The sequence below is a fragment of the Massilia sp. CFBP 13721 genome, assembly GCF_014842025.1.
GTDB lineage: Bacteria > Pseudomonadota > Gammaproteobacteria > Burkholderiales > Burkholderiaceae_D > Telluria.
In genome coordinates, this window is the sequence record NZ_JACYUY010000035.1 from 36,828 (window position 1) to 58,248 (window position 21,421).

The 21,421-nt window shown below is 62.4% G+C and carries 19 protein-coding genes and 2 tRNA genes; 10 read left to right on the forward strand and 11 right to left on the reverse strand.

Annotated features, from left to right (window positions below; all coding sequences use genetic code 11):
- Nucleotides 1-8 precede the first annotated feature (8 nt).
- From IFT60_RS23955 to IFT60_RS23965, 3 genes are all read right to left on the reverse strand, one after another.
- Nucleotides 9-347 carry a KGG domain-containing protein gene (locus IFT60_RS23955; RefSeq protein WP_192056539.1) on the reverse strand — a complete coding sequence of 113 codons (339 nt, stop codon included), beginning with the start codon at nt 345-347 and terminating at the stop codon, nt 9-11.
- Nucleotides 348-586: 239 nt separating this feature from the next.
- Nucleotides 587-1,168, reverse strand: coding sequence for a PEP-CTERM sorting domain-containing protein (locus IFT60_RS23960; protein WP_192056542.1), 582 nt, complete (start codon nt 1,166-1,168; stop codon nt 587-589).
- Between the two features lie 23 nt (nt 1,169-1,191).
- Nucleotides 1,192-2,694, reverse strand: a complete 1,503-nt coding sequence (locus tag IFT60_RS23965; RefSeq protein WP_192056544.1) for a PhoX family protein — start codon at nt 2,692-2,694, stop codon at nt 1,192-1,194.
- Between the two features lie 226 nt (nt 2,695-2,920).
- On the opposite strand from IFT60_RS23965, the gene IFT60_RS23970 reads away from it, so the two are divergent.
- The 4 genes from IFT60_RS23970 to IFT60_RS23985 all read left to right on the forward strand — a co-directional run bounded on the left by IFT60_RS23970 (nt 2,921) and on the right by IFT60_RS23985 (nt 4,721).
- Nucleotides 2,921-3,011: transfer RNA gene (locus tag IFT60_RS23970), tRNA-Ser, on the forward strand.
- 317 nt (nt 3,012-3,328) lie between these two features.
- On the forward strand, nt 3,329-3,535 hold the full coding sequence (locus IFT60_RS23975; protein ID WP_192056545.1) for a ParD-like family protein: 207 nt from the start codon (nt 3,329-3,331) through the stop codon (nt 3,533-3,535).
- Between the two features lie 2 nt (nt 3,536-3,537).
- Nucleotides 3,538-4,305 carry a type I methionyl aminopeptidase gene (map, locus tag IFT60_RS23980; RefSeq protein ID WP_192056546.1) on the forward strand — a complete coding sequence of 256 codons (768 nt, stop codon included), beginning with the start codon at nt 3,538-3,540 and terminating at the stop codon, nt 4,303-4,305.
- A 92-nt stretch (nt 4,306-4,397) separates the two neighbouring features.
- Entirely contained in the window at nt 4,398-4,721 is a 324-nt protein-coding gene (locus IFT60_RS23985) for a hypothetical protein (protein WP_197986448.1), read from the forward strand.
- Nucleotides 4,722-4,959: 238 nt separating this feature from the next.
- On the opposite strand, the gene acs is transcribed toward IFT60_RS23985, so the two are convergent.
- Nucleotides 4,960-6,957 (reverse strand): acetate--CoA ligase, encoded by a 1,998-nt coding sequence (gene acs, locus IFT60_RS23990; RefSeq protein WP_192056547.1) that lies wholly within the window; start codon nt 6,955-6,957, stop codon nt 4,960-4,962.
- Nucleotides 6,958-7,280: 323 nt separating this feature from the next.
- On the opposite strand from acs, the gene IFT60_RS23995 reads away from it, so the two are divergent.
- The 6 genes from IFT60_RS23995 to IFT60_RS24020 all read left to right on the forward strand — a co-directional run bounded on the left by IFT60_RS23995 (nt 7,281) and on the right by IFT60_RS24020 (nt 12,212).
- Nucleotides 7,281-7,886: a TIGR00645 family protein gene (locus IFT60_RS23995; protein ID WP_192056548.1), complete on the forward strand. Its 606-nt coding sequence runs from the start codon at nt 7,281-7,283 to the stop codon at nt 7,884-7,886.
- Nucleotides 7,887-7,904: 18 nt separating this feature from the next.
- Nucleotides 7,905-9,437, forward strand: a complete 1,533-nt coding sequence (locus tag IFT60_RS24000; RefSeq protein WP_192056550.1) for a fumarate hydratase — start codon at nt 7,905-7,907, stop codon at nt 9,435-9,437.
- A gap of 116 nt (nt 9,438-9,553) precedes the next feature.
- Complete coding sequence (gene murI / locus IFT60_RS24005) at nt 9,554-10,423, forward strand: glutamate racemase (protein ID WP_192056552.1); 870 nt, start codon at nt 9,554-9,556, stop codon at nt 10,421-10,423.
- A 75-nt stretch (nt 10,424-10,498) separates the two neighbouring features.
- Nucleotides 10,499-10,574 (forward strand) — tRNA-His (locus IFT60_RS24010).
- A 358-nt stretch (nt 10,575-10,932) separates the two neighbouring features.
- Nucleotides 10,933-11,445: an SMI1/KNR4 family protein gene (locus tag IFT60_RS24015; RefSeq protein ID WP_192056554.1), complete on the forward strand. Its 513-nt coding sequence runs from the start codon at nt 10,933-10,935 to the stop codon at nt 11,443-11,445.
- A gap of 392 nt (nt 11,446-11,837) precedes the next feature.
- Complete coding sequence (locus tag IFT60_RS24020; RefSeq protein ID WP_192056556.1) at nt 11,838-12,212, forward strand: hypothetical protein; 375 nt, start codon at nt 11,838-11,840, stop codon at nt 12,210-12,212.
- Between the two features lie 299 nt (nt 12,213-12,511).
- Here IFT60_RS24020 and IFT60_RS24025 read toward each other — a convergent pair whose 3' ends face one another.
- From IFT60_RS24025 to dusA, 7 genes are all read right to left on the reverse strand, one after another.
- Nucleotides 12,512-12,808, reverse strand: coding sequence for a DUF2158 domain-containing protein (locus tag IFT60_RS24025; RefSeq protein WP_192056558.1), 297 nt, complete (start codon nt 12,806-12,808; stop codon nt 12,512-12,514).
- 91 nt (nt 12,809-12,899) lie between these two features.
- The gene (locus IFT60_RS24030; RefSeq protein WP_192056560.1) at nt 12,900-15,026 is read right to left on the reverse strand and encodes a hybrid sensor histidine kinase/response regulator; all 2,127 of its coding nucleotides are present in this window, start codon (nt 15,024-15,026) and stop codon (nt 12,900-12,902) included.
- Nucleotides 15,023-16,252, reverse strand: coding sequence for an ABC transporter substrate-binding protein (locus IFT60_RS24035; RefSeq protein ID WP_192056562.1), 1,230 nt, complete (start codon nt 16,250-16,252; stop codon nt 15,023-15,025). The genes IFT60_RS24030 and IFT60_RS24035 overlap by 4 nt, the downstream gene beginning before the upstream one ends.
- Nucleotides 16,253-16,406: 154 nt before the next feature.
- Nucleotides 16,407-16,811, reverse strand: coding sequence for a YXWGXW repeat-containing protein (locus tag IFT60_RS24040; protein ID WP_192056564.1), 405 nt, complete (start codon nt 16,809-16,811; stop codon nt 16,407-16,409).
- A 224-nt stretch (nt 16,812-17,035) separates the two neighbouring features.
- The gene (locus tag IFT60_RS24045) at nt 17,036-17,377 is read right to left on the reverse strand and encodes an energy transducer TonB (RefSeq protein ID WP_192056567.1); all 342 of its coding nucleotides are present in this window, start codon (nt 17,375-17,377) and stop codon (nt 17,036-17,038) included.
- Nucleotides 17,378-17,475: 98 nt separating this feature from the next.
- Nucleotides 17,476-19,230: a methyl-accepting chemotaxis protein gene (locus tag IFT60_RS24050; RefSeq protein WP_229511146.1), complete on the reverse strand. Its 1,755-nt coding sequence runs from the start codon at nt 19,228-19,230 to the stop codon at nt 17,476-17,478.
- A gap of 383 nt (nt 19,231-19,613) precedes the next feature.
- Nucleotides 19,614-20,624, reverse strand: a complete 1,011-nt coding sequence (gene dusA / locus IFT60_RS24055; protein ID WP_192056569.1) for a tRNA dihydrouridine(20/20a) synthase DusA — start codon at nt 20,622-20,624, stop codon at nt 19,614-19,616.
- Between the last annotated feature and the right edge of the window lie 797 nt (nt 20,625-21,421).

The following is a 21,421-nucleotide window of genomic DNA, read 5'->3' on the forward strand; positions in this document are numbered from 1 at the left end:
GACGAATGCTATGCGTCGTTCTTGCGGCTCTGCGAGCCGGCTTTGGCATGCTGCTCCGGCGTACCGCCGCGGGCGCTCCCGTTGCCGCCGCTACCGGATTGCTTGTTGCCGTCGTTCTTGTGGCTCATCGAGCCGGCGCGGCGTGCTTCTTCGGATGTGAATTCGTGCGCATTGCCCGATGCGTGTGCGGCGCGGCCGCCTTCGCTGGCAATTTCGCGTTGACGTTGTGGATCCATGGAGGCGAAGCCGCGGTTGCTGGTATTGCCGCTCTGCTTGCTGCCCTGCTTGCTACCCTGATTATCGCCTTGATTGTTACCTTGGTTACCGCCCTGGTTGTTTGCTGCCATCGTTACCTCCTTTAAAAAGCCAAGGTACCGGCCTGTAGGGGTCGGGACAGGAACATCCTAGTCACCCAAGGCCCGTATGACCACCAAAGGCATGCCGTCGCCTGGTAGGAATACATCCCATTGGTCTGTCAGCCCAGACTTCCAGTTTGACGGCAACGTTATCCTTACGCACATTATCGTCGGCAAAAATGATGGCAAAACGGCGCCGGCCACAACCGGCGCCGTTGTTGGATCGACGCTTAACCCTTCTTGCGGCGGCGCGTCATCAGGCCCGCCAGGCCCAGCGCCGGCAGCAGCAGCGCCAGTGTCGACGGCTCGGGAATCTCGGCGCTGATGGCAAAGGTATCGCCCACGGCCAGGCCGCTGGTATCGAGGATCCAGTCGGTCTGGCCATTCACCGCCAGCGGGTTACCGAAGCTGAACTCGGCCCACTCCGGCGACGCGAAACGGATGCTGGCGTAATCGAGGCCGCTATTGACACTACCCAGCGTGCCGAAAGTCGGCGTGACGCTGCCGGCCGCCAGGAAGGAAATGCCGCTCAGGTTGACGTGGAACTGGTTCAGCGCCGTGCCGCTCAGGTTGCGCACCAGGGCGTTCAGGCTCAGCGGCCCGAGCAGGTCTTCGGCCTGGATCTCGAAGCGCAGCGTGGTGGCGTTGAAGTTCTGCAGGTCGAGGTCGAATGAGACCGCGCCCGGCGTGCTGTAGTCGGTGACGGTGTTGGCGGAGGAACCACTGGTATTGAGCAGCAGCGCGGCCTTGGCCGGGCCGGCGATGGACAGCGCGGCGACCAGTGCGGCGGCAGCGAGTTTGGCGAAATGCATGGGATTTTCCTTATCTTGAATGGTTACAGCGGGCCGTTGGCCCATGGGCCGGCGATGGCGAAGGTGATGCCTGGCGTCTGGATGTTGACGAACAGGTAGCGCCCGGTCGGATCGAAGCAGGCGCCGGCGAATTCGTTGGCGCGATGGTCGCCCGCCAGCCCGGTCTGCTTGCCGGCCGTTTGCAGCTGCACCGCGCTCAGGTTGACGTTGTTCTTGGCAAAGATATAGGCATCGCCCTGCCCCGTGATGCCCATCAAGCGCTGGCCGAAGCCGAACGGATCGGTGGCGGCGGTTGAGGCATCCTCGCAAATCAGGATCGCGTTGCGCGGGCTGACCGTCAGGTTGTCGCCCATGTTGCCGACCAGCTGGCTCGGGCTCGAATAGATGCAGGTCAGCACCTGGCTGGCCAGGTCGAGTTCCCAGATCGCACCGCGCGACACGGCGCCACCGGAGGTATCCATCACATACATCTTGCCCTGCGCATACCAGATGCCTTCGCCGCGGTTCATGCGCAACGCACCCAGGGTCCAGCCCTGCACGAACGGACCGGCCGCGCTCGAAATCGCGATGCCGGTCGGGCCGACGCCGTTGCCGCGATTCGCATCCGGATCGGCCACCGGCACCCATTCCAGCTCGTAGCGCGCATTCAGGGGCGCCGTCGCCAGGTTCACGTTCGGCACGCCTTTGACTTTGGCCATCTGCAGCACGCCGCCCATCGCCAGCGAACCCGGCGCGCCGGTCTTGATGTCCGGCACATAGCGATAGAAGCCCGACTTGCCCGAGCTGTCCTCGGTCTCGTAGACATTGCCCGTGGCCGGATCGACCGCCGCCGCCTCGTGCGCGAAGCGGCCCATGCCAATGATCGGCAGGCCGGTGGTGCGTACCGGATCCGAATGGACTTCGAACACATAACCATGCTTGCGGCCGGAGGCGCTGACGGCGTCCGAACCGACTTCCTCGCAGGTAAGCCAGGTGCCCCAGGGCGTGATGCCGCCGGCACAGTTGGTTTGCGTACCGCCCAGGCTCGGCGTCATGCTGACCCAGTTGCCGTCGCGGAAGAGCAAATTGGTGGTGCCGCCGCCAAACTTGTTGGTGGTGCCCGTCGTGCTGGTGCCGTTGTCGTAGACGCCTGGCGCATTCAGGAAGTTGCCGGCCGACGTGGCGCCGATCTCATGGTTACGCACCAGCACCAGTTCGCTGCTGCGCCCGACCTTGCGCGACACCACGACGCCCATGCCGTCATGCCCACCCGGGCACGGCATGCCATTGGCCATCGTATCGCCGCGCCAGCCGAAGCTCTTATAGGTAAAGCCTGGCGGCAACTGCAGCAGCGGCAGGCCGGTGGTCATGTCGGCGGTCGGGCGGATCGGGCCGTAGGGGCTGTCGATCAGCTCGGTCGCACCATTGGCGGCACGCGCCTGCTGCGACTGCAGCGCCATGAACGCGCCCACGAACGGCAGCGCGGAAGCGCCGGCGACGCCCTTGAGCAGATTGCGCCGCGACGGCGAGAGGTCCTTGTTGGTCATGCTGGCATTCTCCGGGTAGGTGTACTGGTTGTTGAGGCTGGATGCGCCCTCTGCCGTGCAGCAGGGATGTCTCCATTACAACAGCCAAAAATGTCCGGTCGATGACAGCAAAATGACAAGCTTAAATATTTGCTACTTGGGGTGACTGAGCTGCAGTCGCGGGAATGTGCTTGAACTGCCGAGAATTGTTGCTATAATAGGCGGCTTCGCAACGGCGAAGCATGCAGGAGAGATGGATGAGTGGTTTAAGTCGCACGCCTGGAAAGCGTGTGTAGGTTCATAGCCTACCGGGGGTTCGAATCCCCCTCTCTCCGCCAGGAAACAAATGAAAAAGCCACCCTCGAGGTGGCTTTTTCATTTGTTTCCTAGCGGAGAGAAGCAGAGCCCCTGCGGGCTCTGCGCGGGGGATTCGAAGGGCTGGGCGTACTTCGCCCAGCCCTCTCCGAATCGGCAGTTTGCCGTCGCCCCAAGGGGCGACNAGCCGCCGATCCTCGAACCGTCATACCGTGTGGGCACAAGTGCCCACCCTACGATACGCAGCTGTCTCGACCCTCGATCCTCCAAATAACACCCTTGCCCTACCACAGAGAAACCATATACACTCCATATACATTCCATATACAAGGAGTCCCCCATGGGCATCGTCAACATCGACGACGACCTGCACGACCAGGTCCGCAAAGCCAGCACCGTCACCAACCGCTCCATCAACGCCCAGGCCGCGTTCTGGATCAAGATCGGCATGCTGTCCCAACTGAACCCCAACAAAACCTTCAACGAAATCGTCGCCGACGAGTTGAAAGCCGCCGGCGTCAACGCGCCTTCCCTGCGAGCGGCCTAGCCATGACCAAGCGCCCAGAAGAAATCGCCCTGATGGCCGAGTCCGGCAAGTTGCTGGCCGCCGTGTTCAGCCATCTCGACAAGCTGGACCTGATCGGCATGTCCACCATGCAGGTCAACGACCTGGTCGACAGCCTGATCGTGAATGAACTGAAGGCGCGTCCGGCCAGCAAGGGCCAGTACGGCTATGCCTATGCGCTGAACGCGTCGCGTAACAACGTGGTCTGCCACGGCGTGCCCTCGCCGACCGAGATCCTGCAGGATGGCGATATCGTGAACTTCGATATCACGCTGGAGAAGAACGGCTACATCGCCGACTCCAGCAAGACCTATCTGGTCGGCAAGGTCAAACCGCTGGCCGAGCGCCTGGTGCAGGTGACCTATGAGGCGATGTGGAAGGGAATCAAGGCGGTGCGGCCGGGTGCGCGGCTGGGTGACGTCGGCCACGCGATCGAAAAGCACGCCAGGAAGAACGGTTATTCGGTGGTGCGCGAGTACTGCGGCCACGGCATCGGCCGCGAAATGCACGAGCCGCCGCAGGTGCTGCATTGGGGTAAGCCGCAAACGGGATTGGTGCTGCAGGAAGGCATGGTGTTCACCATCGAGCCGATGCTCAACCAGGGACGGCGTGCGGTGCGCACCGAAGACGATGGCTGGACGGTCGTCACGCGCGACGGGCAACTGTCGGCGCAGTTCGAGCACACGGTGGCCGTGACCCGTAATGGCGTGCGGGTGCTGACCCTACGGTCCGACGAAAGGATGTTGGGCTGAACTGGGTGCTACGACAGCGCGTGTTTACTGGTTGAAGCCGTCCGGCGATGATGGCAAACTGACAGCTGGCTTATCTATTCGGGAGAATGGCAATGAACGCGATGGTGGGCGGTAGCGGACCAGTGAGGCAGATTGGCGGGAAACAGTTCTTGCGTGTGTTGCTGGGGACGGCGGCGATTCTGCTGGTCCCGTTGGTGGCCATGCAGTTCACTGGCGAAGTTGACTGGACAGGAAGCGATTTTGTGATTGCTGCCGTGCTGCTGGCGGGTACGGGCATGCTGTTCGAGCTCGCGGCGGCGAAGCTGAGGTCGCGCAAGTCGCGGGTGATGGCGCTTGGGGTGATTGGGCTGGGCTTCGTGTTCGTGTGGGCGGAGTTGGCGGTAGGGCTGGTGGGGAGTCCGTTGGCGGGGTCGTAATTTGTCCGCGTTACGTCGTATTAATTACAAAGGGCGCTCTTGAGCGGCCTTTGTCGTTTGGACTGGATCACTTGCAACGGCTACGTGAGGCGCACGTAACGCGTGGGCAGAGCCCACCCTACCTTACTGGAGTGCGAGCGGACGAATATTTGAGACGTACGTAATGGTGGGCATGCCCACCCTACGGCCAACAATCAAGGTCGCGTGGACGAGGTTTATGTCCACGCGTTCAGCGCGATTACGCCGATTCCTTCAGCTGCTCCAGGATCGCGGGGTTTTCCAGCGTCGACACGTCCTGGGTGATAGTTTCGCCCTTGGCCAGCACGCGCAGCAGGCGGCGCATGATTTTGCCGGAGCGGGTTTTCGGCAGGTTGTCGCCGAAGCGGATTTCCTTCGGCTTGGCGATCGGACCGATTTCCTTGCCGACCCAGTTGCGCAGTTCGGCGGCGAGTTTTTTCGCATCCTCTCCGGTCGGACGGGCGCCCTTCAGCACGACGAAGGCGCAGATCGCTTCGCCGGTGGTGTCGTCGGGTTTGCCGACCACGGCGGCTTCAGCGACGTTCGGGTTGGCCACCAGCGCCGACTCGATTTCCATCGTGCCCATGCGGTGACCGGACACGTTCAGCACGTCGTCGATGCGGCCGGTAATCGTGAAGTTGCCGGTATCCTTGTTGCGGATCGCGCCGTCGCCGGCCAGGTAATACTTGCCTCCGAGCTCTTCGGGGAAATAGCTGGTTTTAAACCGTTCCGGATTGTTCCAGATGGTGCGGATCATCGACGGCCATGGACGTTTCACGACCAGGATGCCGCCCTGCCCGTTCGGCACGTCGGCGCCGGCTTCGTCGACGATCGCCGCCATGATGCCCGGCAGCGGCAGCGTGCAGGAGCCCGGCACCATCGGCGTCGCGCCCGGCAGCGGCGTGATCATGTGGCCGCCGGTTTCGGTTTGCCAGAAGGTGTCGACGATCGGGCAGCGCTCGCCGCCGACATTCTTGTAGTACCACATCCAGGCTTCCGGATTGATCGGCTCGCCGACCGAACCGAGCAGGCGCAGCGAGGACAGGTCGTAGTTTTGCGGATGGACGTCCGGGTTCACGTCCGACGCCTTGATGAGCGAGCGGATCGCGGTCGGCGCGGTGTAGAAGATGCTCACCTTGTGCTTGGCAATGGTGTCCCAGAAGCGGCCGGCGTTCGGGAAAGTCGGCACGCCCTCGAACACGACCTCGGTGGCGCCGACGGCGAGCGGGCCGTAGGTGATGTAGCTGTGGCCGGTGACCCAGCCGATGTCGGCCGTGCACCAGAACACGTCGTCCGGTTTGATGTCGAAGGTCCATTTCATCGTCAGCGCGGCCCACAGCAGGTAGCCGCCGGTCGAGTGCTGGACGCCCTTCGGCGTGCCGGTCGAGCCCGAGGTGTAGAGGATGAACAGCGGATGCTCGGCATCGACCCATTCCGGTTCACATTCGGCCGGCTGGGTGTCGACCAGGTCGTTGAGCCAGATGTCGCGTCCTGCGTTCCAGGCGATGTCGCCGCCGGTGCGCTTATAGACGATGACGTCGCGGATGCTGTCGCAGCCGCCCAGCGCCAGCGCTTCGTCGACGATGGATTTCAGCGGCAACGACTTGCCGCCGCGCTGTTGTTCGTCGGCGGTGATGACGGCCACGGCGCCGGCGTCGATGATGCGTTCCTGCAGCGACTTGGCGGAAAAGCCGCCGAACACCACCGAGTGGGTCGCGCCGATGCGCGCGCACGCCTGCATCGCGGCCACGCCTTCGATCGACATCGACATGTAGATGATGACGCGGTCGCCCTTCCTGATGCCGCGGCTTTTCAGGCCGTTGGCGAACTTGCAGACGCGCGCGTGCAGGTCGCGGTAGGTGACGTTGGTGACGGCGCCGTTGTCGGCTTCGAAGATGATGGCCGTTTTCTCGGCGTTGCCGTTCAGCAGGTTGCGGTCAAGGCAGTTGTAGGAGGCATTCAGCTGGCCGTCGGCGAACCATTTATAGAATGGCGCGTCGGACTCGTCGAGGGTGCTGGTGAACGGCGTTTGCCAGTCGAGGTGTTCGCGCGCCAGGCGGGCCCAGAAGCCTTCGTAATCGCTGGCGGCTTCCGCGCACATCTTGTCGTAGGCGTCCATGCCCGAGATGGCGGCCTTGGCGCTGAACTCCGGCGGCGGGGTAAACACGCGGTTTTCCTGCAGGCCATGGTTTTCCTGGTTGCTATCGTTCTCAGTCATGCCGGTCTCCATCATGTAGTAGTTTTGCCAGACACCATAGGCCTGCGCCCTTACTCGTCCCTTACGTCGAGTGTGTGAAAAATCGCCATGGCGGCGTTGCGTCGTCTCGCCGTACCCACGTACTGTCTTCGACGACGCGCCGGGCGGCCGTATCCCTTGCCCTGACGATTTTTCACACACTCGTAAGTAGACAAGCACGTGCCTTCCCAGTTCACATGCGATTTTACCAACGCCCGACCAAACCGACACGGCCATCTGCAAGCGTGCGCCAGAGGTGTAAAATGATGGGCTGTATTTTCGACGCACTCCTGGAGCTTCACCTGATGTCGCATAATCCGCCCCACATTCCACACCGCAAGCTCACCCCTTTAAATAGCCTGATCTTCGCCAGCCGCTGGCTGCAACTGCCGCTCTACCTGGGCCTGATCCTGGCGCAGTGCGTGTACGTCTTCCATTTCTGGGTCGAGCTGAAAGACCTGATTGGCGCCGCCTTTGGCAACGTCAACTCGCTGAACCACATCCTCGAGGCCGTCGGCATGACCAACGGTCCGAAAAAGCTGACGGAAACGACGATCATGCTGGTCGTGCTCGGCCTGATCGACGTGGTCATGATCTCGAACCTGCTGATCATGGTGATCATCGGTGGCTACGAGACTTTCGTTTCGCGCATGCACCTGGAAGGCCATCCGGACCAGCCCGAGTGGCTGTCGCACGTGAACGCCTCGGTGCTGAAGACCAAGCTGGCCATGGCCATCATCGGCATTTCGTCGATCCACCTGCTGAAAACCTTCATCAACGCGGGCAGCTACGACGAAAAAGTTTTGATCGCGCAAACGGTGATCCACTGCGCGTTCCTGCTCTCGGCCCTGGCCATTTCCTGGACCGACCGCATTACCACTTCCACGCATCACCAGCCTAAACACCACTAACATCACAAGAGAATTGTCATGACAGTCATCAAACAGGAAGACCTGATCGAATCGGTCGCCGCTGCGCTCCAGTACATCAGCTATTACCACCCGGCTGACTACATCCAGCACCTGGCGCGCGCCTACGAGACCGAGCAGAGCCCGGCCGCAAAAGACGCGATCGCGCAGATCCTGACCAACTCGCGCATGTGCGCCGAAGGCAAGCGTCCGATCTGCCAGGACACCGGCATCGTCAACGTGTTCCTGAAAATCGGCATGGGCGTGCGCTTCGAAGGTTTCAGCGGTACCGTCACCGACGCCGTCAACGAAGGCGTGCGCCGCGCGTACAACTTCGCCGACAACAAGCTGCGCGCTTCGATCGTGGCCGACCCGCACTTCGAACGCAAGAACACCAAGGACAACACCCCGGCCGTGGTCCACATGGAACTGGTCGAGGGCAATACCGTCGACGTGAAGGTCGCAGCCAAGGGCGGCGGCTCGGAAAACAAGACCAAGTTCGTCATGCTCAATCCGTCCGATTCGCTGGTCGACTGGGTCATGAAGACCGTGCCGCTGATGGGCGCCGGCTGGTGCCCGCCGGGCATGCTCGGCATCGGCATCGGCGGCAGCGCCGAAAAGGCGATGCTGATGGCGAAAGAGTCGCTGATGGAAGACATCGACATGTACGAACTGAAGCAGCGCGGCCCGCAGAACAAGCTCGAAGAACTGCGGATCGAACTGTGCGACAAGATCAACGCGCTCGGCATCGGCGCCCAGGGCCTGGGCGGCCTGACGACCGTGCTCGACGTGAAGATCAACATGTACCCGACCCACGCCGCATCGAAGCCGGTCGCCATGATCCCGAACTGCGCCGCCACCCGCCATGCCCACTTCGTGCTCGACGGCTCGGGTCCGTCGTACATCGAACCGCCGGCGCTGTCGACCTGGCCTGACGTGAACTGGACCCCGGACACCGAGAAGTCGAAGCGCGTCGACCTCAACACGCTGACGAAAGAAGAAGTCGCATCGTGGAAGCCGGGCCAGACCCTGCTCCTGAACGGCAAGATGCTGACCGGCCGCGATGCTGCCCACAAGCGCATCCAGGACATGCTGGCCCGTGGCGAGCAGCTGCCGGTCGACTTCACCAACCGCGTGATCTATTACGTCGGCCCGGTCGACCCGGTCGGCAACGAAGTCGTCGGCCCGGCAGGCCCGACGACCGCCACGCGCATGGACAAGTTCACCGACATGATGCTGGAGAAGACCGGCCTGATCTCGATGATCGGCAAGGCCGAGCGCGGCCCGATGGCGATCGAATCAATCCAGAAGCACAAGTCGGCCTACCTGATGGCGGTCGGCGGCTCGGCTTACCTGGTGTCGAAGGCGATCAAGTCGGCCAAGGTGGTCGGCTTCGAAGACCTCGGCATGGAAGCGATCTACGAGTTCGACGTGCAGGACATGCCGGTCACCGTCGCCGTCGATTCGACCGGCACCTCGGTGCACACTACCGGACCGAAGGAATGGTCGGCCAAGATTGAATCGCTGAAAGGCATTCCGGTCAACGCGATCTAAACCCTGCGCCAACGGTTGCCTCCACCGGTAACCGTCGATCAGGGCCGTAAGGTGGGCGGGTTTCCCGCCCACGCGTTCAACCCAAGTTCGCGTGGCGCATTGCAGTTAGCACCCATATGACCACAGTCCACCCCTCGCCCGACGCCCCCATCGGCATCTTCGACTCCGGCGTCGGAGGCCTCTCGGTCCTGCGCCACATCCGCGCGCAACTCCCGCACGAACATCTGCTCTACTTCGCCGATTCCGGCTTCGCCCCCTACGGCGACAAACCCGAACACCGCGTCACCGAACGCGTCCTCGCCATCGGCGCATTCTTCATCGACCAGGGCGCCAAAGCCATCGTCGTCGCCTGCAACACCGCGACCGTTGCCGCCATCGCCGCCCTGCGCGCACGCTATCCCGGCATTCCCATCGTCGGCGTCGAGCCGGGCCTGAAACCGGCCGCCGCCGCCAGCCGCAACGGCATCGTCGGCGTGCTCGCCACCGAACGCACACTGGCCGGCGCCAAATTCCTGCTGCTGCGCGACCAGGTGGCAGAGACGACCGGCGCCCGCTTCCTCCTGCAGCCCTGCCACGGCCTGGCCGACCAGATCGAATTCGGCACCCTCGAATCGAACGAGACCGACGCCCTGCTGCAGCGCTTCATCGCCCCGCTACTGGAGGCCGGCGCCGACACGCTGGTGCTGGGCTGTACCCACTATCCGCTGGTGCAAGCCTCGATCGAACGCCTGATCGCCGCCGCCACCGCGCGCCCGGTGACGCTGATCGATACCGGCGAGGCCGTGGCACGCCAGCTGGCGCGGCTGCTGGCGGCCGGTGGCATCGCACGCGCGGCCAGCGACGTTCCTGCGCGTCTCGATGGCTACACGAGCGCGAGCAGCACTGCTTTGTCAGCTGCCTTCTCGTCGCTGCTCGGTATCGATCCGCCGACGCATGAAGTCATCGCGGATGGGCTGCGCGGCATGTTGATCGGACAGAACAATTAGAGTTGCCAGTTTGCCCCGGAGTTTGTATAATCTTGTTCTGTCTCGGCAGTGCAGAGATAGTTAAGCAAGACAATGGTGGCTGTAGCTCAGTTGGTAGAGTCCAGGATTGTGATTCCTGTTGTCGTGGGTTCGAGTCCCATCAGCCACCCCAAAGAATTCAAGCACTTAGCCCAGTTTTCGAACTGGGCTTTTTGCTTTTTAGAATACCCGCTTTGGCATGTAACCTCAGCGTAACCCGAGGGCTAAAATAAGCCTGCAAATGTTGACTTGTAGACGCATGCCGGTTCTTGTGGTGCAGGAGGTATAGGAAGAAGTTAGTGGCTTCCACCCATTACCCGAAACCAAGGGCCGCGAGGATGAGCCGTATAGGCACCACGCATTTATCTGCTCGAAATCACGTAGTCCTGACCACTGTGCACCGAGCAATACATTGGCTAAACTGCAACTTTTCGCTTGAATACCAAGTCGATTCTGAACAGACCTGCCGGTCAACCTGAGGAGATGTAACAATGTCCAAGGAAACCCAATTTCCAGAACTGTTAGCTCAGGCAAATCGGCTGGAGTATGACTATGCAGATGGAGCTGGCATCGAGTTCGAGCCTTTTGATGAATTCCTTCCGGCTGACGAGACTGAACGATGGTTTCGAGCTTGGACGGGTAACTCCGTTGCCGATGGCTCACACTTTCGCGTGTTTGGGCAAGATGGCTCGGGCGGGTACGCGGCATTCTGGACCGTCCGACAGGACGCCGACTTGCTGGAACAGCCAGTTGTATTCATGGGGTCTGAGGGCGAAACTGCCGTGGTAGCTCGTAGCTTCCATGACTATCTCTGGCTTCTTGCGGCCGGACTCGGACCTTGCGAAGCGGCGTCTTTTCCAGAAGAGCCCCGGATAGCTCAGCCGCAGCTCGCGGAGTTCGCAAGGAAGAATGCTGTCCCTGACCGGTCCGCACATGAGGTCATGGAAGACGCCAAACACGAGTTCCCGGACTTCCATCAGTTCATCGAATCGCAATGCCGATGAGGTCGCCGATACCGATATGTTGGAAAGCGATATGCAGCAGAAGACCGTGAGAGTCCAGATTCAGTTCAAAACTGAGGCAGACGGAGGCCGAGCGACGGCAGCCAATCTCCGCTCGGGCGTCTACCGCCCGCATCTCCGCGTCAGCGGAGGCGAGTACCTTGGCGTTGTGCTGTGTAATGGGCCGGCCGATGCGGTAACGCCGGGAGAGTCTGCATGCGCGGACGCGGTTTTGATTTACGAACCTGCCGTAGACTATTCAGCGCTTACGCCAGGCGTTGAGTTCGATGTGCTGGAGGGTCGGCAGGTAGTCGGCACTGGCGAGGTGCTCGCTTGAGACAGCCATGGACGGGACACCAACGGCGGGCATTGCAGCCGACTGGGAAGACGGCTAGATGAAGTACAAACTTATCCGCTCGATGGCGCATAACTGGTCGCACTCCTTCATGAGCGAAATGAACTACGTTGACGGTGCCTTCGTCTACGAGGACGTGTACAGGCTGGCCAGAGAGCGACGCGGCGAGAAGGTGATTATCAACTGGATTCCAGCCGACGCCGAAGATTCGCGCGACCTCCCGCCACGAGTGCGTAAATGTGTGGATGCTTACCGGGCTGGGATGGCAGAGCATCTTCGGCGGCATCACGTTGACGCTTCGGCAATCAAGGTGTTCCGCACTGAAGTCTATGTCGCTGAAAATTTTCGCATGTACGTACGAGCTTTCGTCGTCGACGATAGAGACAAGGAACATGTGGCGTTCGTCTGGAGTTAGTCTGGCGCCTCGGCCGTCGGCCGGAAGCAAGACCGGGCAGGGTACGCGATAGCGACGAAAACGAGCCTCGTCGGCAACGACATGAACGAAACAGCGGGCATTACAAGGGGACTGCTTCTGTAACACAATCCGTCACACAGACCTGTGGAGCAACTGCCTTGACGCCCCGCGCATCCAGATGATTTGATGTGGCCAGTGGTCTCCCATAAGCCACCCCAAGAATTCGGCAGTAAAAACAAAGGGTTACATGCTTCGGCGTGTGACCCTTTTTCTTATTAACCTGGACCTAAACGGTTCGGCTACTCGTGCTCAGTGGCGCCCGTGCGCCGCAGCCGTCCAACGCCACCCGGCTGCAAGCGCACACCTTGCAACTGGCGCCGCTCCTGCGCAGCACTTACCTGCTCGAGCTCGGCCGCATCGAACACGGCGCTGTAACGCTTGCGCTTGTCATCCATCCACACGCAATCGACGCCGTTCGCTGCAACCGGACTGAAGTTACCCACCCGCCGTACAGTCATGATCGTCCCGCTGCCTTTGCGCCGGACCTTATTTCCTTTTTCAAACATCCACATCTCCACCATTGAACTCATCAGCATAATAAATGCTCAGATGATAATTCTGATGGGATTGTGACAATACTGTTTATCGTGCGACACATCTCATGCGGCACGCCAAGCCGGCAAGTGTCTAGCGTTCTGATCCGGTGAGCGGCGGCATTGCCTGTTCTTCCCGGCCCGGCCGCACCCTTCCGATGGTCTCGATCAACTCCCCCGCCCCCACCGGCTTGACCAGGTGCGCCGCAAATCCCGCCTCTTGCGACATCCTCCGGTCCTGCGCCTGCCCATAGCCGCTGACGGCCACCAGCGCACTACCAGCGCAGCGCGGCAGCTGTTTCAGGGCGCCGGCCAGTTCGTGGCCGCTCATGTCGGGCAAGCCGATATCGAGCAGGATGACCTCGAACGCGCCCTGCGCGGCGGTCGCCAGGGCCGCGTGCGCTGAATGCTCGACGGTGACCTGATGCCCGGCGGCTTCCAGCAGCATCGACAAGGTGGCGGCCGCGTCGACATTGTCGTCGACCACCAGGATGCGCATGGCGCCGGTGGCTGCCGGTACCAGCGCAGCAGGCGCAGCGGTGACCACGCCGGCGGCAACCGGCAGCAAGGGCAGGCAAATACTGAACGTGCTGCCCTGCCCCTGCCCGCCGCTCCGCGCTTCCACGCGTCCGTCATGCAGTTCGACCAGCTTCTTCACCAGCGCCAGCCCGAGCCCGAGGCCGCCCTGGGCGCGGTCGGGGGTACGTTCGGCCTGGGTGAACAGGTCGAATACGACCGGCAGCAAATCAGGACCGATGCCGATGCCGTTGTCGCGCACCTGCAGCACCGCGGCGCCGTCCTGCTGCTGCAGCGAGACGACGATCTGGCCGCCGTTGGGCGTGTATTTGGCTGCGTTGTTCAGCAGGTTGGCCGCCACCTGGATCAGCCGGGTGCGGTCGCCGTTCACCGGCATCTGCTGCGGCACGATATCGAGCGTCAGGTGGTGGCCTCTGGCTTTGATGACGGGCATGATCTGCTCGACCGCTTCACGCAGCACGGCGCCGAGTTCGACCTGCGTCTTGTTGATGGTGACCAGGCCGCGCGTGACGCGCGAGACGTCGAGCAGGTCGTCGACCAGGTGCGTCATGTGCGTGACCTGGCGGCTGATGATGTCGCTGGTGTCCTTGATGCGCGGGACGTCGGCGTACAGCACGCGCAGCAGCTGGGCGGCACTGCTGATCGGGGCCAGCGGATTGCGCAGCTCATGGGCGAGCATGGCGAGGAATTCGTCTTTTCGCTCGTGCTCGCGCTGCAGGTGCGCCTGCTGGCGGTGCAGGTGGTCGAGCATGCGGTTGATCGAGCGCGCCAGAGTCACGGTTTCGCTGCTGCCGACCAGTTCGGCGCGCGCTTCGCCGATGCCCTCTTCGCCCAGCCTGCCCGCGAACTGTTCGAGCTTGCGCAAGTCCTGGGTCAGGCCGAGCGACAGGCGCGAACCGAGCAGGAACACGACCAGCGCCAGCAGCGCGGCGATGCCGCCGATCAGGCTGTACTGCGACCAGGGGGTTTGCAGCGGCGCACTGAGGCCGGACATGTCGACCTTCAGTTTCAAGGCCAAATGGCCGAATTCGGCCGGCACGTCCACTGGCATCTCCAACCCGGGACCGCCCGTTGCCACCGCCTTGCCGCCCCAGGTCAATTCCGAAGACGGCACCGGCCGCAAGTCCTTCATCCTGATCTTGTAGACCAGCGCACCCTCCGGCGTGTTGGTGCGCGAATAGCGCAGCAGGTTGGTGCCGACCAGTTCCGCGCCCTCGGGCCGCTCGAAGATGGCTGCGCCTTCGCTACCCTGGTCGATGCGCGCGCGCAGCCAGGCCAGTTGCTCGGCGTCGAAGCGTTCGAGGCCATTGCCGGCGATCGGCTTGCCTTCGAAATCGGTGAACAAGACCTGCACCTTGATGCCGTTGACCTGGCGCAGGCTGGTGAGGAACGGCGCCAGGTAGGTTTCGCGGCCGGCGCTGTCGACCAGGCCGGTGGCCAGGATCGGGCTGTTGGCGACGTCGCCCATGCGCGACGCCAGCGTGGCCAGCGTACTGCCCACGGTGCGCGCATGGACTGCGGTTTCGCGCTGCTGCATCAGCGCCACCGCGGTGTCGTGCTGGCGGTCGACCAGCCAGACCGAGGCGGCCGTCACCAGCAGCACGGCAGCGGCGGTGAGGATGGCCGAGGCGATCGCGAAGCGCTGGGTCAGGCTCGCCGCGCGCAAGGTCGACCACATCATCATCGGTCGCCGGTCGGCACCAGCACGCCGTCGCTACGGTAGCGCGCCATTAGCAGTTCGCGCGCGTCCAGCGCTTCGTGGCGCGCCGGGGTGAACGGCGGCGCATACGACTTGATCAGGCCGCGGTGCGCGCGCAGCTTTTCCAGGGCGTCGCGTACCGCCTTACGGTCGGTGCTGCCGGCCTGGTTGATCGCCTTGGCCAGGATATGCATCAGGTCGTAGCTGTGCGCCACGCCGACCGGACCCTGGATGTCTTCGATGCGGCGGATCGGCGAGACCGCGGCCAGGTTGCGCATGAAGTGGTTCAGCCGCTCCTTGTCGGCCTTGAAGAACGAAAAGGTCTGGATCACGGAAAAGTCGACCTGGTGCAAGGCCGGGCCCGCCTGGCGCGTGAACTCGCCGCCGGTCACGCCCCAATGGCTCAAGATCGGCATGCGTTCGGCTCTCGGCAGCGCGGCGACTTCGCGCACCAGCACGGCCGCCTCGTCGTCGTTCGCCACCAGCACGATCGCCTGGGCGCCGGCATTGCGCAAGGCCTTGTACCTGGCCACCAGGGTCTGGTCGCGCCAGTTGTACCAGGCGGTCTGCACGATGCGGATGTCCTTGTTGGCAGCGACGAATTTTTCCGCCGCCGCCAGGTTGCTGCGGCCCCAGGACGTGTTCGTCAGCAGTAGCCCGACATGGTTCAGACCGCGCTTGCGCGCCGTGTCGAGCAGCTTGGGCATGGCCAGGCTGTCGCGCAGCGACAGGCGGTAGACGTAATTCGGGTGCATGCCGTTATCGACGATCATGTCGGCCGACGACCAGGGCGCCATGAACAGGGTTTTGCTCGCCTTCAGGGTCGGCAATTCCTCGATGATGACCGGGCTGAACCTGCCGCCGAAGACGGCGACCAGGCCGGGCATGCGCGCGAACTCTTCGATGTTGCGAATGCCGCGCGCCGGCAGTGAACGGTGGTCTTTCGTGACGAGTTCGATGGGCCGCCCACCCAGCACACCGCCGCCGCGGTTGATTTCGCCGATCGCCGTGCGCAGGCCCAGTTCCACGGCCTGGGCCGAGGTGCTGTTGTCGAGGCCGAATTCGGCGTCGAGGCCTATACGGACTGGAACCGGAACCGGCACCGGCACCGGCGCCGCCTGTGCGCAGGCAGTAAACAGTATGGTCAGTATTGTGCCGGCAACCAGGCGGGCGAAGACATTGCTGCGGCGTGCGTTGGTCGGGTTCAGCATATCTTTGAAAATAGTAAGGTCCGATATTGTAATTGGTAAATCCGCCAGAACCGGGCGCAATTGAAAATTCACCCGCCCATGAAAAAGGCCACCTGGCGGCGAGCGGCAGGTGGCCTGTTCGTTTCATGCGCCGGCTGTCACCGGCGCCGCCCGATCAATAACGGTTCGGGTTGTTTGGACGCGCATCGTGGCGGTTCGGGATGCCGTCGCCGTCACGGTCGCGGCCTGGACCGGCAACACGGTCACCACTGCGCCAGCCGCCGCGGTCGAGGACCCAGCCGCCGCGATCACGGCGCCATTCCGGGCGGGCATAGACGTAGCCGGCGCGAACTTTCTCGTAGTGGCCGCCAACCCAGGTATAGCGGCGGCCGGTCCAGTTCCAGTAGCCAGGCACCCATTCATAGCCGCGGCGTGCCGCAGGGATCGCTTCGCGGCGCAGTGCAGGCGGCGCCTTTTGCACGACGATCACCTCGGTGCGGGTGTGTTGCGCTTGTGCCACCGGGGCGAAGGCGGCAGTGCTGATGATGGCAGCGGCGACAGTGAAGAGGATTCGTTTCATGGTAGTGCTCCTTTCGGTTCGGTGTGAGATCACTATAGCCAAACGTTCCAGCGCACAGTAGCTTTGATGCAAGTGCTTACAATCGATACATTTGGCCTGATTTCATTAACAGGTTGGAAACTTGATGCTACTTCGGTGCACTTTCTCCAGGCGCACAGATGGGCCGCAATAAACAAAACAGCCGGCGCAAGGCCGGCTGTCGTTGATGCAGATAAAGCAGGAAATCAGTCGAGCTTCCATGCGTAGTCGACCTTGGCCCAGGTCTGGGCTGGCGCGCCGTCCTTCAGGCCCGGCTTGAACTTGCAGGCCGACAGGCCTTTCTTGGCGGCGTTGTCGAGGCCTTTGAAGCCGCTCGACTTGTCCAGCTTCGAATCGGCGACGCTGCCGTCGGCATTGACGAGGAACGACATCGTGGTCGTGCCCTGCTCTTCGTTCATCAGCGACGCTTTCGGGTATTCGACCTTGCACTTGGCTGGGTCGAACGACGCTGGCGTTTCGCCTGCGAAGGCCGCGCCGGCGAAGGCGGAGAAAGCGAAGGCGATGATGCTCAGGTTGATCTTTTTCATGATTATCGTTCCTTTGTAGTTCTACTTTGTGGTTCTAGTTAATGTGCCGCTGACTGCCTGCGGTCTTTCAGTGAGTCCGGCGGATGCCGTAATTAAAATCAGAATTCTTCCCAGTCGTCGCTGCCCGCGGCAACCGGCGACTTCTTCGGCTTGGCGGGTGCTGCGGCGCTTGCGCTCTTCTTGATTGCAGGACGCGCCGGGCGTGCTGCCGGGGTGCGCACCGCGGGCAACTGCGGCGCCGTTACCGAGGCAGGCGCCGCCGGCACCGGTTCGATAACGTGCTGCTCGCCTTCGACCAGCCTGAAGATGCTCACCACGCGGCTCAGTTCGCCCGCCTGATCCTGCAGGCTCTGGGCTGCGGCTGCCGCTTCCTCGACCAGGGCCGCGTTCTGCTGGGTCATGCTGTCCATCTCGATGATCGACATGTTCACCTGCTCGATGCCGGCGCTCTGCTCGGCGCTGGCGCTGGCGATCTCGCCCATGATGTCGGTCACGCGCTTGACGCTGGCCACGACTTCTTCCATCGTCACGCCGGCCTGGCCGACCAGCTTGCTGCCGCGCTCGACCTTCTCGACCGAGTCGCCGATCAGGGTCTTGATCTCTTTCGCCGCCGCCGCCGAACGCTGCGCCAGGTTGCGCACTTCCGAGGCCACGACCGCAAAGCCGCGGCCCTGCTCGCCGGCACGGGCCGCTTCGACTGCCGCGTTCAGCGCCAGGATGTTGGTCTGGAAGGCGATGCCGTCGATCACGCTAATGATGTCGGCGATCTTGTTGGCCGAGCTGTTGATCTCGCCCATCGTACCGACCACTTGCGAGACCACGTCGCCGCCCTTGCGCGCCACGTCCGAGGCACTGGCCGCGAGCTGGTTGGCTTCACGGGCATGTTCGGCGTTCTGGCGCACGGTGGTGGTCAGGGTTTCCATCGCCGAGGCGGTCTTTTCCAGCGAGCTGGCCTGCAGTTCAGTACGCGAAGACAGGTCGATGTTGCCGGCGGCGATTTCGCGCGAGGCGGTGCCGATGGTTTCGGTGCCGCGGCGCACCTGGCCAACGATGCGCACCAGGCTGTTGCGCATTTCGTTCATCTCGGCCAGCAGGCTGCCCTTTTCGGCGGTGCGGGTATCGATGACGACGGCCAGGTCGCCGTGGGCGATGCTGCCGGCAATTTTCGTGGTGTAGTCCGGCTCGCCGCCCAGCTGCCTGATCAGGCCGCGGGTGATGATCCAGGCCGCGGCCACGCCGATGGCGACGGCCGCCAGCAGCATGAACAGCATGAAGTTGCGGGTGTTGGCAAAGGCGGACTCGGCGTCGCGCTGGCTCTGCGCGCTTTGCGTGTCTTCCATGGCGACCAGCTTGTCGAGCGCTTCGGTCCACTTCTTCTGGACCGGACGCACTTCCTTGATCATGACGCGGGTGGCGCTCATGGCGTCGTTGGCGAGATACAGTTCCGACGCCTTGGCAATCGCCGGCATGGCGACCGCTTCATGGCCCTTGATCTCGGCCAGTAGCGCCTTTTCGGTGTCGCTGCCGGCGGCGGCAAAGATGCCGCTCAGCTTTTTCTGCGCCGCGTCGTACTGGGCGGTCTGTTCCTTGAACTTCTTGAGTTCCGGTTCCATCTCGGTCGCTTCGGTCATCAGCGTCAGCACGCGCAGCGATGCGAGGCGGTCCTGCACGTTGTTGCGCATTTCGATGACGGCGCGGCTCGACACGTTGTTGACGCTGACCACATGGTCAAGACGGTCCTGGATCTGCGCCATGCGCACGATGCCGACCACGGTGACCGTCACGAGCAGCACCAGCACCAGGGCGAAGCCCAGTCCGAGGCGCATGCCGACTTTCATCTTCGATACATTCATTTTGCTTCCTGTCTCCTGGTCAGATGTGCCCGGTGCGGTCTTGCAGCCGAAACGCTAACATTGTGCAACTGCATAGAAGACGAACATCCATTGCCATTCGTCAACTCAGTGGACAAATTATGGATTGGCTCTTGCCGTAGAGCAAGCGCAGGAACGATCTGTCTACACAATTTTGGTTTCCGTGTAGTAAATTTCCTACACGCAAGAAAATTGGCACGCTCGTTCTTGTAAATCTCACTACATAGGATGATGTGCGGAAAATAATGTGAGACAGGTGCCAACAGCACAGGCGTGCGGCAGCCGCCGGCGAGAGTGAGTCGGTGCGGAAGCGGAAGGAAAGATGGAAAGATAGCGGGCCGCCAAGGGCCCTGCCCGCTACTGCATTACATGTTGCGGATGTGGGCCGCCGCTTCGAGGAGCAGGCGTGGGTCGGCGCCGGCCAGCTTCTTCGGATCGGACAGCATCTGGCGGAAGGCGCGTGCACCCGGCAGGCCGGCGGTCAGGCCCAGCATGTGGCGCGTGATGCTGTTGAGCTTGAGGCCGAGCGGACCATATTGCGCCAGTTGGGCCGTGATATACGGCACCATCGCCGCCAGCACCTCGGCGCGCGTCTTCGGGGCGGCCGTGTCGCCATAGAAGCGCGCATCCCAGTTCGCCATCAGGTAGGGGTTGTGGTAGGCCTCGCGCCCGAGCATGACGCCATCGAGGTGCTGCAGGTGCAGCGCGATCTCGTCGTCGCTCTTCACGCCGCCGTTGATGATGATTTCCAGTTCGGGAAACTCGCGTTTCAGCTCATACGCCACCTCGTAGCGCAGCGGCGGGATTTCGCGGTTTTCCTTGGGCGACAGGCCCTTCAGGACGGCATTGCGCGCGTGAACGATGAAGGTGCGGCAACCGGCGTCGGCAATCGTGCCGACGAAATCGCGCACGAAACCATATTCCTCGTTCTTGTCGATGCCGATCCGGTGTTTTACCGTCACGTCGATCGACACCGCGTCGCGCATGGCTTTTACGCAGTCGGCCACCAATTGCGGCTCGTTCATCAGGCAGGCGCCGAACGCGCCGCGCTGCACGCGCTCGGACGGGCAGCCGCAGTTCAGGTTGATCTCGTCATAGCCCCACTCCTGCCCCAGCTTCGCGCTTTTCGCCAGGTCGGCCGGCTCGCTGCCGCCCAGCTGCAACGCGATCGGATGCTCGATCTCGTCGTAGCGCAAGTGGCGTTCGACGTCGCCGTACACCAGGGCGCCGGTGGTCACCATCTCGGTGTACAGCCAGGTATGGCGCGTGATCTGGCGGTGGAAGACGCGGCAGTGGCGGTCGGTCCAGTCCATCATGGGAGCAACCGACAGGCGGCGGCTACCTGGAGCAGGCAGGGAAGTTGTTTCGAGCGTCATGGTGCGAAGAAGAGTCAGGGCGGCGGCTTGGGGCGCCGCGCTTGCGGGAGCGATATTGTACCGCAGCAGTGTGTGGGGGCGCTTGAGGCGAGGCGCTGACTTACGTTGGCATGCTGGATCTGGCGTCGGGTCCGATACCTGGAAAGGATATCAGCCGCACGTTCGAATGAGCGAAGCCGGCTCCAACCGCGCCATCATCGCGGCGTTAATCTGGCGCAGTTCCGAGAACCGCGCCACAATAGCGCCATCTCTTCCCCAACCGCGCCAATCAATCATGTCAGCTGCTGATGACTTACTGAAGAGTATCGCGTCTGGCACCGGTCCTCGCCCTGAAGCAGAACCTGGCCAAACCCGCCCCCCCTGCGCCTGGCCTGGCGTGACCTGATCAAGCAGACCATCCGCGAGATCATCCTGCATCCGGAAAACGAGCCACTCGCCAGAATCCAGCGATCCGTGGCGCGCGATGTCCCAGAGCCTGAGCGCTCTAGCGTGCAGCCGCTGATCGTCGAAGAACTCAAGCGTCTGCACGAGGGCGTACTGGCGCGCTATCGTGTGCGACCGTATGCAGCCTGGAAGGCAATACACAGGCATTGAGAACCTCACGCGTAGATATCGGCCTCAACATGCGAACTCGGTGAACCTGGCAAAGATCTGCTACTCCACATTCGCACCAGGCCGTCCACCGGTCTCTATGAAAACCAACAAGTGGTGGAGATGTGTATGCATCATGTAGTGGTCAAGTAATTTCGGACACGACGATAAGTTCTTTCTCTGCCATTGTGCGTTCATAGACGCTG

Coding starts and splice junctions, on each gene's coding strand:
- IFT60_RS23975 (WP_192056545.1), top strand. CDS start 3,329: ATGGGCATCGTCAACATCGACGACGACCTGCACGACCAGGTCCGCAAA.
- IFT60_RS23985 (WP_197986448.1), top strand. CDS start 4,398: ATGAACGCGATGGTGGGCGGTAGCGGACCAGTGAGGCAGATTGGCGGG.
- IFT60_RS23955 (WP_192056539.1), bottom strand. CDS start 347: ATGGCAGCAAACAACCAGGGCGGTAACCAAGGTAACAATCAAGGCGAT.
- IFT60_RS24030 (WP_192056560.1), bottom strand. CDS start 15,026: ATGATGATGTGGTCGACCTTGCGCGCGGCGAGCCTGACCCAGCGCTTC.
- acs (WP_192056547.1), bottom strand. CDS start 6,957: ATGACTGAGAACGATAGCAACCAGGAAAACCATGGCCTGCAGGAAAAC.
- IFT60_RS24025 (WP_192056558.1), bottom strand. CDS start 12,808: ATGCTGATGAGTTCAATGGTGGAGATGTGGATGTTTGAAAAAGGAAAT.
- IFT60_RS24040 (WP_192056564.1), bottom strand. CDS start 16,811: ATGAAACGAATCCTCTTCACTGTCGCCGCTGCCATCATCAGCACTGCC.
- IFT60_RS24020 (WP_192056556.1), top strand. CDS start 11,838: ATGAAGTACAAACTTATCCGCTCGATGGCGCATAACTGGTCGCACTCC.
- dusA (WP_192056569.1), bottom strand. CDS start 20,624: ATGACGCTCGAAACAACTTCCCTGCCTGCTCCAGGTAGCCGCCGCCTG.
- IFT60_RS24045 (WP_192056567.1), bottom strand. CDS start 17,377: ATGAAAAAGATCAACCTGAGCATCATCGCCTTCGCTTTCTCCGCCTTC.
- IFT60_RS24000 (WP_192056550.1), top strand. CDS start 7,905: ATGACAGTCATCAAACAGGAAGACCTGATCGAATCGGTCGCCGCTGCG.
- map (WP_192056546.1), top strand. CDS start 3,538: ATGACCAAGCGCCCAGAAGAAATCGCCCTGATGGCCGAGTCCGGCAAG.
- IFT60_RS24050 (WP_229511146.1), bottom strand. CDS start 19,230: ATGAATGTATCGAAGATGAAAGTCGGCATGCGCCTCGGACTGGGCTTC.
- IFT60_RS23995 (WP_192056548.1), top strand. CDS start 7,281: ATGTCGCATAATCCGCCCCACATTCCACACCGCAAGCTCACCCCTTTA.
- IFT60_RS24035 (WP_192056562.1), bottom strand. CDS start 16,252: ATGCTGAACCCGACCAACGCACGCCGCAGCAATGTCTTCGCCCGCCTG.
- murI (WP_192056552.1), top strand. CDS start 9,554: ATGACCACAGTCCACCCCTCGCCCGACGCCCCCATCGGCATCTTCGAC.
- IFT60_RS23960 (WP_192056542.1), bottom strand. CDS start 1,168: ATGCATTTCGCCAAACTCGCTGCCGCCGCACTGGTCGCCGCGCTGTCC.
- IFT60_RS23965 (WP_192056544.1), bottom strand. CDS start 2,694: ATGACCAACAAGGACCTCTCGCCGTCGCGGCGCAATCTGCTCAAGGGC.
- IFT60_RS24015 (WP_192056554.1), top strand. CDS start 10,933: ATGTCCAAGGAAACCCAATTTCCAGAACTGTTAGCTCAGGCAAATCGG.